The following is a 13027-nucleotide window of genomic DNA, read 5'->3' as shown; positions in this document are numbered from 1 at the left end:
ACGCGTCTGGGCCACTCGTTTCTTCGAAAACAGCGTCCCTGATGCGTTCGATGCCCACTTTTTCAACGGCCTGCTAGTACGCCCGACGCGCTGAATGCCATGATAGGGCAGCACCACGCTAGCTATCCGGGCCGACCGGCTGTGCACGCCGCTCCTGGATCGCCACAAAGGCAGCGGCGAATTGTGCGCGCGCGATCTTCGTGCGAGCATGGGCGTCCTCCCTCAGCAACCGAGCGAACAATATGAAAGAAGTCATCGATGTCGGCCTGCCGGATGTCGGCCAACCTTTTTCCTGGGCCGTGCGCAGCGGCGGCATTCTCTTTACTTCCCAAGGCCCGGTCCGGCAGAACGGCAGCATAGATACCGGTCCCATCGAAGACCAGGCGCGACTCACCTTCGGCAATCTCAAGAAGGCCGTCGAGGCCGCGGGCGGCACGCTGGAGGACGTCACCCAGGTGCTGATCTATATGACCGACGTCAACGACATGAAGGCCATCGACCAGGTCTACCGGGAGTTCTTCACCGCTCCCTATCCCAGCCGTTCGAGTGCGGCGGTACAGGCGCTGGTCGTGCCCGGCATGCGCGTGGAAATCGTCGCGTTCGGCGTGGTCGGCAAGCAATAGCCGGCACGAGCATCTTCAGTCCCGTTCGAGTACATCGAGCGGGGAAGCCGCCTGCTTGATATAGCCCAGCACGATATTGGACTGGATGTCGCGCACGCCAGGCGCACGGTACAAGCGATTGACGATGAAGTCCGAGTAATGGCTGACATCGCGCGCCCGCACCACCAGCATGTAGTTCGCGCCGCCGGTAACGATGCGTGCCGACAGCACCTCCGGCCAATCCTGGATGGCCGCGACGAAGGCTTCGTGCCACCCCTCCACTTCATGGCGCATGGACACGTGCACCACCGCCTCGACCTCCAGGCCCAGCCGGGCGTAATCCAGCACGCAGCTATAGCCCTGGATGATCCCGGCCTCCTCCAGCTGCTTGACCCGACGCAGGCATGCCGATGGCGATAGCGACACCTTGGCCGCCAGATCCTGGTTGCTGATGCGCCCTTCCCGTTGCAGGCATTCGACGATGCGCAAATCCAGGCGGTCCAGTTTTATTCGCATGATATTCGAATAATCCTTTATTACATGCAATTTTATTCGAATTTCTGCCTCGTCAACCACGGAAAATGCCAGCACATTCTATGGCCGCTTGGATAAGATTTTGACCTGTGCGGCGCTGCCGCATCGCGCCGCCCCAACTCGTTATCCACGCCATGACACTGATCGATATCAGCCCACCGCTTTCCACCGCCACGCCCGTCTGGCCGGGAGATACGCCCCTCCAGCAAGCCGAGGTCTGGCGCATGGAAGGCGCCTGTCCGGTCAACGTCGGCAGGGTCACGCTGTCCCCCCATACCGGCGCCCACGCCGATGCGCCCCTGCACTACGCCCGCGATGGCGTGGCCATCGGCGACGTGCCGCTGGACGCCTATCTCGGCCCGGCGCGCGTCATCCATTGCATAGGCGCCCGCCCGCTGGTCGAACCCCATCACCTCGAAGGGACGCTGGACGGCCTGCCGCCGAGGGTGCTGCTGCGGACCTACACGCGCGCGCCCATCGAACAGTGGGACAGCGCGTTCTGTGCCATCGCGCCGGCGACCATCGCCATGCTCGCGCAGCGTGGCGTCCGGTTGATCGGCATCGATACGCCGTCCATCGACCCGCAAGAATCCAAGACCATGGACGCGCACCGGGCAGTACATGCCGCCGGCATGGCCATACTCGAGGGCCTGGTACTCGATCGGGTTCCTGCGGGGGACTACGAACTGATTGCGCTTCCGCTGCGTTTCGCGGCGCTGGACGCCAGCCCCGTACGGGCCGTGCTGAGACCCCTGCGCTGAACGGCGCCACTGTTTTCACCACATCTCCAGGACACGTTCCCCATGACCGCCCCCCAGCAAGAAACCGGCGCCCCGGCGTCTTCGTGGCACGACGCGCAAATGGATTTCTCCAAATCCATGAGCTATGGCGACTACCTCGGCCTCGACCAATTGCTGAACGCCCAGCATCCGCTCTCGCCCGACCACAACGAGATGCTGTTCATCATCCAGCACCAGACCAGCGAGCTCTGGATGAAGTTGATGCTGCACGAGCTCTTCGCCGCGCGCGCCTGCATACAGCGCGACGAGGTAGAGCCCGCGCTCAAGATGCTGGCGCGCGTCTCGCGCATCATGGAACAGCTCGTCCACGCGTGGACGGTGCTTTCGACCATGACGCCGTCCGAATACACCAAATTCCGCCCCTACCTGGGCAGCTCGTCGGGCTTCCAGTCGTTCCAGTACCGGCAGATCGAGTTCGTACTGGGCAACAAGAACGCCGCCATGGTGGCGCCCCATGCCCATCATCCGGAACGCAAGGCACTGGTGGTCGCAGCCCTGGAAGCGCCGTCCCTCTATGACGAAACGCTAATGCTGATGGCCCGGCGCGGCCTGCCGATCGCGCCCGGGCGCCTGCAGCGCGACTGGACCTTGCCCACCGAATACGACGCCTCGGTCGAAGCTGCGTGGCTGCGGGTCTACGCCGACCCGGATGCCTGCTGGGACCTGTATGCGCTGGCCGAAAAGCTGGTGGACCTCGAAGACGCGTTCCGGCAATGGCGCTTCCGGCACGTCACGACGGTGGAGCGGGTCATCGGTTTCAAGCGCGGAACAGGGGGCACCGCCGGCGTGAGCTATCTGCGCAGGATGCTGGAAGTCGTGCTGTTTCCCGAGCTCTGGCAGATGCGCACTAAATTGTGACCCCCCTACGCGGTGACGCGCGCCCCCCAGGGGGCGATGCGCGCGGACCGGCGGAGCCGGATCCGCCGCATCCTGGATCTGGGCCTTCTTGATTCTTGGATTGCAGAAGCGGGTCTTCCCAGCGGCTGTTGATTGGGCGGCACCGCGTTCTCCCGGAAAGCTACAATTATTGGCAGTTTTAAGGAAATCGATTCCATGTTCGAGCACGTACCCCGCTATGCCGGCGACCCTATCCTCTCGCTGGTCCAGACCTTCCTGAAAGACCCGCGCGAGCACAAGGTCAACCTGAGCATCGGCTTCTACTACGACAGCGAAGGCAAGGTGCCCGTGCTCGATAGCGTCAGCAAGGCGCGCGACCGTATCGACACCTCGGTGCCGGCGGTCTATCTGCCGATGGAGGGCGACGCCCAATACCGCAAGGCGATCCAGGAGGTCGTGCTGGGTGCCGACCATCCCGCGCTGGCCGAGGACCGGGTCGCGACCATCCATACGCTGGGAGGATCGGGTGCGCTGAAGGTGGGCGCCGATTTCCTGAAGGCGCATTTTCCCGACAGCGAGCTCTGGATCAGCGATCCCACCTGGGAAAATCACTACAACATCCTCGGGGGAGCGGGCTTCAAGATGCACGCCTTCCCTTACTACGACGCAGCGACGAACGGCATCCGTTTCGACGAGATGGTCGCCGCCTTCGAAAAACTGCCCGAGCGCAGCATCGTGCTGCTGCAACCCTGCTGCCACAACCCGACCGGCATCGACCCTTCGCGTGAGCAGTGGGCCCGCATCATCGAGGTCCTGGTCAGCCGCAATGCCATCCCCTTCTTCGACATGGCCTACCAAGGCTTCGGCGACGGCCTGGAAGAAGACGCCTGGGTCGTGCGGACACTGGCCGAACGTGGCATCGCCATGCTGGTGGGCAATTCGTTCTCCAAGAACATGTCGCTGTACGGCGAGCGGGTGGGCGGCCTATCGGTGATCTGCCCCACGGCCGACGAAGCCGGCCGCGTGCTGGGCCAGCTGCAAGCCACGGTGCGCAAGAACTACTCCAGCCCCGCCCTGTTCGGCAGCCGCGTCGTCAGCGCCTTGCTGAACGATCCGGAACTGCGCGGGCTGTGGCAAGGCGAGGTCGCCGAAATGCGGACTCGCATCCACGCCATGCGGCGCGGCCTGCGCGACCGGTTGAAGGCACTGCGACCCGAGCTGGACGTCGAGTACTTCGTCACCCAGCGCGGCATGTTCAGCTATACGGGCCTGAATCCCGCCCAGGTGGACCGCCTGCGCGATGAATTCGGCGTCTACCTGATCCAGTCGGGCCGCATGTGCGTGGCCGGGCTGTTCGAAGCCAACCTCGATTACGTCGCCGCGTCGATGGCCAAGGTCCTGGACTGAGGCGGCCGCCCTACTTCCACGGCGTCCTGACCGCCCCCAGGTCGCGGAAGGCATCCTCGGCCTTGGCCTCGAGCTCGTCCAGCCGCGCCGCGATCCATCCCAGCGCGAACCAGGACTGCGAGTGCGTCTCGATTAGTCCGGCATAGTGGCCGCGGGCCACGACCAGGTCGTTGACCTCGCCCAGGATGTCTTGCAAGGCGGACAACTTCTTGCGGTAGGCCCGCACATAGTCGCGGCGATACAGGGACTGGGATAGCGCCAGGCCATAGCGCAGCCGCTTGGCCAGCTTGCGCAGCGCGTGGCGGCGCTCGTCGTCGAGCAGCGCGAAATGCTCCCCCCCGCGAGTCAGCCGCTTGTGCCACTTGCGCAGCCGGGCGGTGACGAAAGGCGCCAGCTTGACCGGGTCGGCAATCGGCGGCACCGCGGGCGGCACGGTTCCGGCCGCGGCGGAGGCCGGGGCGGGTGCCGGTTCGCGCACGCCCACGTTCCAGGCCAGCATTGCCAGCAGCCAGCCCTGGAACCCGGGAGCGCAAGCCAGGCCGGCCGCATCCATGCTGACGGCCGGTGGCGCCGGCAAGGCCGGCATGCCTGCCTCCAGCAGGGCGGGCAGCACCCCGCGCTCGATGACATCCCGATCCCGCACCCGCCCGAAAGCGGCGAAGTGCTCGCGTACCGCGTCCTGCAACGGCTGCGGCGGCAGCGCGGCGGCGCCGTCGAACAGGCGCCAGGCCGAGCGCAGCCGCCGCATGCCGACCCGCAATTGGTGCACCAGTTCCTCGTTCGGGAGGATGGTGTCAGCGGGCACTTCCACGGCGGCCAGCGCGGTGGCGTTGCGAACGATCTGGTCGAAACATTCGGCCGTGACGATTCTCAGCGCCTCGTCGGGGGAGGCGCGTTTTTCCAGGTTCACCTCGGCGGCGGCGCGGGGAGCCCAGAAACGGAGGATCTCCTTCTCACGGACGGCGGACTGCGCGTCGAGCGGCACCGCCGTGATACGTGCCGCTGCGTTGGCCAGCCCGTCCCCCCTTTCGGCTTTGCTGCGGACATCGAGTACCAGGCCGTGCTGCCGCTGCCAGCGGGCGGCCAGCTTGAACAGCGCCTCGGGCCGGCCAGAGGCCAGCTCGAACTCCAGTTCGCAAACCGGCAGCTCCAATTCCCCGGCCCGGATGACGCCTTCGTCATAGGCGATTTCGACCGTACCGCCGCGGGTCCGGGCCGATACCGCTCGCCGCCAGACGTCGGTTTCATACCGCACTTGCAGTTCCCCGGTCAGGCTGGCCAGGACCGCCTCGGCCGGCGTCCCGGTATAGACCGTCAGGTCCAGCTCGCGCCTGGGGCAGGGATGATTGAGTTCGATGCGCGACAGCGCGTCGGCGCCGGCCATCTTGAACGTCTGCACCCAGCGGCGCCCTTCCTGGCGCAGCCGTATGGCCGCATGCCGGCGCGCCAACTGACGATCCGCGGTATCGAAATACATGGCCCGCAGGCGCACGCGGGGCGGAGGCTGCAGCGACGCAAGCTGGGCGGCGACGCTTTTACGGGAGGCGCGGGGAACGGAAAACTTGAGTTCTTGTTCTAGCATCGGGGACTGGCGCACCGCGGGCATGGAAACCGCCATGGTAGCAAGGGGCGGCCCAATGATGATGACTGGTCATTTTTCTGTCATCAACCGCCCACGAGTTGCCGCCCGTGCCCGAGGCGCCGGTCAGAACCGCGTATTGCGGTTCACCGACCAACGCGCCGACAAGGCGCCCAGCAAGGCGACCCCTACGACGAAGGCCGCCAGCCATTCCCATTGCGGCAGGCGCAGCGCGAACTCGGTGCCGTAGCTGCGCGCCAGGTCCGCCAAGGCGGTATTGAGCGGCCTCAGCGCCAAGGCCACCAGGCCGATCGCGGCCAGCGCCGCAATCCCGCAACTGACCGCCCCCAGATACAGGAAAGGCCGGCGCACGAAAGATTCGGTGGCGCCCACCAGGCGCGCCACGCCGATTTCCTCCCGCTGCGAAAGCGCCTGCATGCGCACGGTATTGAACACCGCCGCCAGCACCGCCACCGCGACCACGAGCGCAAGGAACAACAGGATGGTCCGGGCGAAGCGGAGGATTGCTTCGAGCCGTTGGACCCACGCACTGTCCACCTGCACCATATCGACCTTGTCCCAGGTCTTCCAGATCGCGGCCAGCTTGGCCGACCGGTCGGCCAGGTCTTCGCCCTCCAGCGTCACGACGATGGCGTCCGGCAAGGGATTGTCGGGCAGCACCGCAAGCGCCTGGGCATAGGCAGGATTGGCCTTGAGCTCGGCCAGGGCCCGCTCGCGATCGATCACGCGCAACGCGTGGATTTCGCTGGCATGGTCGCGGCGGATGCGGTCGGCCACTGCGGCGGTCTCGGCCTCTGTGGCGTCGACCTGCATGAACACGGTCATTTCCGGATCGGCGGTCAGGTGGCTGGCCACGGGCCGCAGCGACATCAGCGCGGCGGCACCCAGCAAGGGAATCGCCAGGGCGAGCGTGATGACCAGGATGTTGGCGATCGACGAGAACGGCTGCGCGAGCAGGCGGCGCAGCGTCACGCCCAGCGCATAGCGGTGCTGGCGGATGAGAGGGCTCATCGAACGGCCCTCCCGTCGCTGCCGGGCATCGCCCGGGGTTCCCCGCCCAGCCGGGGCGTGCGCTTGCCGCCGTCGGTCACGTGGCCGGCGTTCACCAGCAGTACGCGGGTGGCGTAGTCGGCGATCAGGGTCTCGTCGTGCGTGGCCAGTATGGTGGTCACCCCTACCCGGTTGAAATCGCGGAACACCTCGACGATGCGCCGGGCGCTGTCGCTGTCGAGGTTGGCGGTGGGTTCGTCGGCAATGAGCACGGCCGGCCGGTTGACGATGGCCCGTGCGATGGCCAGCCGCTGCTGGTCGCCGCCAGACAATTCTTCGGGCCGCAGGGCCTCCTTGCCGGAAAGGCCTACCCGTTCGATCGCGGCCCGCGCCCGCTTGGCCGCGGCCGAGCGCGAATGGCCGGTCACGATCAAGGGCAGCAGCACGTTCTCGAAAGCGCTGCGATCGTTCAGCAAATGCACGTCTTGGAGAATGGTGCCGATGGCGCGGCGCAGGTAGGGCCGAAAGCGGCCCGGCAGCTTGCCGACGTTCTGCCCGTTGACCAGCACGGTGCCACGGTTGGGAACGTCCAGCCCTGCGATGAGCTTCAACAGCGTCGACTTGCCGGCGCCCGAAGGCCCGGAGACGAAGACGAATTCGCCCTGGGCGATGCCGAAAGTCACGTTGGCCAGCGTGTCGATACCGCGGCCATAGGATTTGTAGACTTGCTGGAATTCGATCATGAGGTCGAAATAGTAACCCGGGCGGCCGAAGGGCGACAGGCCCGAGGTTTTCATCATACCCAACCCATGCTACGGTACATGTCGTTTCACGGTGCCCGCAGCCCGGCAATGTTTTATAGTCCAGGGCCGCCCGCGTAAGGAACCCGCCATGAACGCATTGAAATCCCTGCTCACCGCCGCCCTGCTGGCCGGGGCGGCCCATGCCGCGCACGCCGGTCCGACCCTGGATGCGGTCAAGAAGAAAGGCTTCGTGCAATGCGGCGTCTCCACCGGCGTGGCCGGTTTCAGCAACCCCGACAGCAAGGGTGTGTGGACCGGCATCGACGTGGACTTGTGCAAGGCCGTCGCGGCCGCGCTGTTCGGGGACGCCTCCAAGTTCAAGCTGACGCCGCTCAATACCCAGCAGCGCTTCACGGCCCTGCAGTCGGGCGAAGTGGACGTCCTGCCGCGGAACACCTCGATCACCCTGCAGCGCGACACCGCCCTGGGCCTGACCGGCGTGGGGGTGAATTTCTACGACGGCCAGGGCATCCTGGTGTCCAGGAAACTGGGGGTCAAGAGCGCGAAAGAACTCGACGGCGCGGCAATCTGCCTGCAGCCCGGCACCACCACCGAACTGAACCTGGCCGACTGGTTCCGCGCCAACAAGCTGACCTTCAAGCCGGTCGTCATCGACAAGTTCGACGAACTGGTACGCGCCTTCGCCGCGGGCCGGTGCGACGCCTACACGACCGACATCTCGGCGCTGAACGGCATCCGCACCACCAAGCTGCCCAATCCCGACGACTACGTGGTGCTGCCCGAGATGATCTCCAAGGAACCGCTCGGCCCCATGGTGCGCCAGGGCGACGAGCAATGGGCGGCGATCGTCAAATGGACGCTCAACGCCATGATCGAGGCCGAAGAGTACGGCATCACCTCGAAAAACGTCGACCAGATGCTCAAGAGCCCCAATCCCAACGTGCAGCGCATCCTGGGCGTGACGCCGGGCGCCGGCAAGAACCTGGGCGTGGACGAAAAGTGGGCCTACAACATCGTCAAGCAGGTCGGCAACTACGGCGAAAGCTTCGAGCGCAACCTCGGCCAAGGCAGTCCCCTGAAAATGCAGCGCGGCCCGAATGCGCTCTGGACCCAAGGCGGCCTGATGTACGCATTGCCCATCCGCTGACGCGCGCATGGCCCGGTTGAGCTGGAGCAACCCGTCGGTCCGGTCGGTCGTCTACCAGACCCTCGCGCTGGCAGCGGTTGCGGCAGTGGCGTGGTTCCTCGTTTCCAACACACTGTCCAACCTCGCTGCCCGCAACATCGCCTCGGGGTTCGGCTTTCTCGAACGCGAGGCGGGATTCGCCATAGGCGAGACGCCTATCCGCTACGACCCCCAGGACACCTATGCGCGGGCCATCCTGGTGGGCCTGCTGAACACCCTGCGGGTGGCGGCAGTCGGCATCGTGCTGGCCACGGTGCTGGGAACGCTGATGGGCGTCGCCCGGCTGTCGCGTAACTGGCTGGTGGCACGGCTGGCCGGGACCTACGTCGAGTTGATGCGCAACACGCCGCTGCTGCTGCAACTCTTCCTCTGGTATGCGCTGATAACCGAGACCATGCCGGCGGCGCGGCAGGCCATAGAACTGCTGCCGGGCGTCTTCATCTCCAACCGCGGCATCAAGCTGCCGCTGCCGGCGGATCATCCGGGCTTCGACCTGGCGGCGGCGGGTTTCGCGCTGGCGGTCGTGCTGGCACTCGCGCTAGCCCACGTGGCGCGCAAGAAACAGCGGCTCAGCGGCGAGGTCCGCCCCGCGGGCCGCTGGATAGCGGCGCTGCTGCTGGGACTGCCGCTGGCCGGGTGGCTGGCCGGCGGCGCGCCGCTCGCGTTCGACGTACCGCGCCTGCAGGGATTCGGTTTCGTCGGCGGCGCCACCCTCACACCCGAGTACGCGGCGCTGCTGTTCGGACTGGTGGTCTACACGGGGGCGTTCATTGCCGAAGTGGTGCGGGCGGGCATCCAATCGGTGGACCGCGGCCAATGGGAAGCCGCCGAATCCATAGGGCTGCGGCGAGGCGCGGTATTGCGGCTCGTCGTCCTGCCCCAGGCTCTACGCGTCATCATCCCGCCGCTCACCAGCCAGTACCTGAATCTCACCAAGAACAGCTCGCTGGCGGTCGCCATCGGCTATCCGGATATCGTCTCCATCGCCAACACCACGCTCAACCAGACCGGCCAGGCCATCGAAGGCGTGCTCATCATCATGGCCGTGTACCTGGCGGTGAGCCTGAGTATTTCAGTACTCATGAACCTGTACAACCGCCGCATGGCGCTGGTGGAGCGCTGATGCCGGCCGGCTTCTCCGACACGCGCGCGACTCCCATCGATGGTGCGCCCGCCCCGGGGCGCCGTGGACCCGGCTTTGCCGGTCCGCCGGCACTGCCCCCCGGCGGGCGCGCGAAGCGCATCGCGGCGAGCCTGTTTTCGTCGCCGCTGAACATCGTCCTGACGCTGCTGACCTCCTGGCTGCTGCTGATGATCGTACCGGCCCTGGTGGAATGGGGACTGGTGCGGGCGACATTCGTGGCTTCATCGGCGCAGGAATGCCGCAATACCGGCGGCGCCTGCTGGGCCTTCATCGCCGAGAAACACCGGCTGATCCTCTTTGGGCTCTACCCCTACGACGAACAATGGCGGCCGCTGGTGGCCAGCCTGCTGCTGATCGGCGCAGTAGTGGCCAGCTGCCTGCGGCGTTTCTGGAACAAATGGCTGGCCTTGATATGGATCGCCGCGCTGGTGGCCACCGGCATCCTGATGTGGGGCGGGGTGCTGGGCCTGGAGTACGTCGAGAACACGCGCTGGGGCGGCCTGCCCCTGACACTGATCCTGGCGACCTTCGGCATGGGCCTGGCCTTCCCGCTGGGCGTGCTGCTGGCCCTGGGCCGCCGCTCGCGCCTGCCTGCGATCAAGGCGCTGTGCGTGGTCTACATCGAACTGATACGCGGCGTACCGCTGATCAGCCTGTTGTTCATGTCGTCGGTCATGCTTCCGCTGTTCCTGCCCGAAGGCTTTGGCATCGACAAGCTGCTGCGGGCGCAGATTGCCATCGTCATGTTCGCCGCGGCCTACCTGGCCGAGCTGGTGCGCGGTGGCCTGCAGGCCATTCCCAAGGGCCAGTACGAAGGCGCCGACTCGATCGGCCTCACCTATTGGCAGCAAATGCGCCTGGTCATCCTGCCGCAGGCGCTCAAGATCATCATCGCGCCGCTGGTGAGCATGTTCATCCTCGTCTTCAAGGACACCTCGCTGGTCGTCATCATCGGCATCTTCGACCTGACCCAATCGGCCAAGGCATCGCTGGCCGATGCCGCATGGCCGGGTTTCTCGGTCGAGGCCTACCTGTTCATCGCTGCGATCTACTTCGTGTTCTGCTTCGCCATGTCGCGCTACAGCCAATCGCTGGAACGGCGCCTGCGGGCCGGCCGCGAGCGATGAGGCCGGGCCCCGCGACCGCACACCGCGTAAGGACTATCTCCATGCCAGACTCCACGCCCCGCGCCTCCGATAACGATGCCTCCCGCTTGGCGCGAGGCGAGACCATCATCAGCCTCGAGGGTGTCAGCAAGTGGTTCGGCAAGTACCAGGCCCTGCGCGACATCCATCTGCGCGTCGGCCGCGGCGAGCGCATCGTCATCTGCGGACCGTCGGGGTCGGGCAAATCGACGCTGATCCGCTGCATCAACCGGCTGGAGGAACACCAGCAGGGCCGCGTCGTCGTCGACGGCATCGAGCTGACAGGCAACCTGAAGGACATCGAGGCGATCCGCCGCGAAGTCGGCATGGTGTTCCAGCACTTCAACCTATTTCCGCACCTGACCGTGCTGCAAAACCTGACCTTGGGCCCGATATGGGTGCTCAAGCAGCCGAAGGCACAGGCCGAAGCCACCGCCATGCAATTCCTCGAGCGCGTCCGCATCCCCGAGCAGGCGCACAAGTATCCGGGACAGCTGTCGGGCGGCCAGCAGCAACGGGTCGCCATCGCGCGCTCGCTGTGCATGTCGCCCAAGATCATCTTGTTCGACGAGCCGACGTCGGCACTGGACCCCGAGATGGTCAAGGAAGTGCTCGACGTGATGACGTCGCTGGCCGAGACCGGCATCACGATGTTGTGCGTGACCCACGAAATGGGATTCGCGCGCCAGGTAGCGGACCGGGTAGTCTTCATGGACCAAGGCGAGATCGTCGAACAGAACGCCCCCGAGGAGTTCTTCTCGCATCCCCGGCACGAACGCACCCGGTTGTTCCTGAGCCAGATCCTGCACTGAGCGCGGACCGCGGCAAATGTTACGGTTGGGAAAGCCTGCGGGGGGGATGGGCGCTCCAGGCAGTAAAATCCGGCCCTCATGGACCTCAAACTTTTCGAAGACCTGATCGCGCTGGCCCGCACGCAAAGCTTCGTGCGGGCCGCTGAACTGCGGCACGTCACGCACCCGGCCTTCGGGCGCCGCATCCGCGCGCTCGAAGTCTGGGCGGGCGCGCCGCTGGTCGAACGCAATCGCACACCGGTTCATCTCACGCCCGAAGGCGAGGTCATGCTCAAGACCGCCGAGCGCACCGTCGAAAGCGTGGCCAATGCGCGGTCCCAGATCCAGCGCCATGGCTCCAACCAGGGCCTGAGCCTGCGCGTCGGCACCGGCCGCACGCTCGCGCGCACCCTGGTGGCCGACTGGCTGGCCCGCATCACCCACATGCCCCGCAGCCCTTTGCGCGGCAAAGCGCAGATCGACGTCATCACCGGCACGACCAACGACCTGGCCTCCTTGCTGGAACAGAGCAAGGTCGACATGTTGTGCTGCTACGAGCATCGGGCGCTGTCGGTTCCACTCAATGGCCACCGCTACCGTCACCTGACGCTGTCCACCGAGAAGCTGGTGCCGGTCAGCGTGGCTGACGCCCAGGGACGGCCCCGCTTCAGCCTGATCGGCGCGAACCAGGCCACGCCGCTCATCGCCTATGGCATAGGACTGTCGATGGAGCGGTTGATGAGCGAGCATTTCGAGCGCAACCCGCTGGCAAGCATGAACGTGTTCCTGCGCTGCGACTCGGCCGACGCCGTCTACGAACTGGTCAAGAAAGGCCTGGGCGTGGCATGGCTCCCATGGTCCATGGTGGCGGCCGATTGCCAGCGCCGCAACATGGTGGTGCTGGGCGACCGCAGCGACGAGGTGCCGTTCGAGGTCCGCCTGTATCGGCCGCGCGCGCGGCAAACCGATCTTGTCGAAGCAGTCTGGGCAGCCACCGAGTTCGCCCGCTAGGACCATTTCACGCTTGTCATGCCTTCGCTGCCGCAACGGGTGCCCGGCGCATCGGGCTCGGGCTGGCGCAGCGGACGCCTGGTTTTTTTGGGGCGAGGCGACTGCCGGAGCCCCGCTCCCATCTATTTACTAAAAAGTCAATTAAACCAACGCTTTAAGACCAATCGACTAGAAACTTCCCGGAAAAACTAGGCAAAACCGGAATAGAATTTTTCC

At 65.7% G+C, this 13027-nt stretch carries 13 protein-coding genes; 9 read left to right on the top strand and 4 right to left on the bottom strand.

Going from position 1 to position 13027, the window contains the following annotated elements; translation table 11 throughout:
- Positions 1-242: 242 nt before the first annotated feature.
- Positions 243-623 carry a RidA family protein gene (locus QHC78_RS17555; protein ID WP_319746824.1) on the top strand — a complete coding sequence of 127 codons (381 nt, stop codon included), beginning with the start codon at positions 243-245 and terminating at the stop codon, positions 621-623.
- A gap of 15 nt (positions 624-638) precedes the next feature.
- Here QHC78_RS17555 and QHC78_RS17550 read toward each other — a convergent pair whose 3' ends face one another.
- Complete coding sequence (locus QHC78_RS17550; protein ID WP_319746839.1) at positions 639-1112, bottom strand: Lrp/AsnC family transcriptional regulator; 474 nt, start codon at positions 1110-1112, stop codon at positions 639-641.
- Between the two features lie 158 nt (positions 1113-1270).
- On the opposite strand from QHC78_RS17550, the gene kynB reads away from it, so the two are divergent.
- The 3 genes from kynB (at position 1271) to QHC78_RS17535 (ending at position 4180) form a co-directional block, all read left to right on the top strand.
- On the top strand, positions 1271-1897 hold the full coding sequence (gene kynB / locus QHC78_RS17545; protein ID WP_319746822.1) for an arylformamidase: 627 nt from the start codon (positions 1271-1273) through the stop codon (positions 1895-1897).
- 42 nt (positions 1898-1939) lie between these two features.
- Positions 1940-2794, top strand: coding sequence for a tryptophan 2,3-dioxygenase (gene kynA / locus QHC78_RS17540; RefSeq protein ID WP_319746820.1), 855 nt, complete (start codon positions 1940-1942; stop codon positions 2792-2794).
- 195 nt (positions 2795-2989) lie between these two features.
- Complete coding sequence (locus QHC78_RS17535; protein ID WP_319746818.1) at positions 2990-4180, top strand: amino acid aminotransferase; 1191 nt, start codon at positions 2990-2992, stop codon at positions 4178-4180.
- Positions 4181-4190: 10 nt separating this feature from the next.
- On the opposite strand, the gene QHC78_RS17530 is transcribed toward QHC78_RS17535, so the two are convergent.
- The 3 genes from QHC78_RS17530 to QHC78_RS17520 form a co-directional block, all read right to left on the bottom strand.
- Positions 4191-5762 carry a CYTH and CHAD domain-containing protein gene (locus QHC78_RS17530; protein ID WP_319746816.1) on the bottom strand — a complete coding sequence of 524 codons (1572 nt, stop codon included), beginning with the start codon at positions 5760-5762 and terminating at the stop codon, positions 4191-4193.
- Between the two features lie 123 nt (positions 5763-5885).
- Positions 5886-6791 carry a cell division protein FtsX gene (locus QHC78_RS17525; RefSeq protein ID WP_319746814.1) on the bottom strand — a complete coding sequence of 302 codons (906 nt, stop codon included), beginning with the start codon at positions 6789-6791 and terminating at the stop codon, positions 5886-5888.
- The gene (locus tag QHC78_RS17520) at positions 6788-7513 is read right to left on the bottom strand and encodes a cell division ATP-binding protein FtsE (RefSeq protein ID WP_319746837.1); all 726 of its coding nucleotides are present in this window, start codon (positions 7511-7513) and stop codon (positions 6788-6790) included. The genes QHC78_RS17525 and QHC78_RS17520 overlap by 4 nt, the downstream gene beginning before the upstream one ends.
- Before the next feature lie 148 nt (positions 7514-7661).
- Here QHC78_RS17520 and QHC78_RS17515 point away from each other — a divergent pair, with 148 nt between their 5' ends.
- The 5 genes from QHC78_RS17515 to QHC78_RS17495 all read left to right on the top strand — a co-directional run bounded on the left by QHC78_RS17515 (position 7662) and on the right by QHC78_RS17495 (position 12811).
- Positions 7662-8681, top strand: a complete 1020-nt coding sequence (locus QHC78_RS17515; protein ID WP_319746813.1) for an amino acid ABC transporter substrate-binding protein — start codon at positions 7662-7664, stop codon at positions 8679-8681.
- 7 nt (positions 8682-8688) lie between these two features.
- Positions 8689-9843: an amino acid ABC transporter permease gene (locus QHC78_RS17510; RefSeq protein ID WP_319746811.1), complete on the top strand. Its 1155-nt coding sequence runs from the start codon at positions 8689-8691 to the stop codon at positions 9841-9843.
- Positions 9843-10991, top strand: a complete 1149-nt coding sequence (locus QHC78_RS17505) for an amino acid ABC transporter permease (protein WP_319746810.1) — start codon at positions 9843-9845, stop codon at positions 10989-10991. The genes QHC78_RS17510 and QHC78_RS17505 overlap by 1 nt, the downstream gene beginning before the upstream one ends.
- A 41-nt stretch (positions 10992-11032) precedes the next feature.
- Positions 11033-11821, top strand: coding sequence for an amino acid ABC transporter ATP-binding protein (locus QHC78_RS17500; RefSeq protein WP_319746808.1), 789 nt, complete (start codon positions 11033-11035; stop codon positions 11819-11821).
- A 78-nt stretch (positions 11822-11899) separates the two neighbouring features.
- Positions 11900-12811, top strand: a complete 912-nt coding sequence (locus tag QHC78_RS17495; protein WP_319746807.1) for a LysR family transcriptional regulator — start codon at positions 11900-11902, stop codon at positions 12809-12811.
- Positions 12812-13027: the final 216 nt, after the last annotated feature.

It is taken from the genome of Pigmentiphaga sp. (assembly GCF_033795525.1).
Taxonomy (GTDB): Bacteria; Pseudomonadota; Gammaproteobacteria; order Burkholderiales; family Burkholderiaceae_B; genus Pigmentiphaga.
The sequence above is the reverse complement of the archived record's forward strand: the minus strand, read 5'-3'. Positions and strand labels throughout refer to the sequence as shown.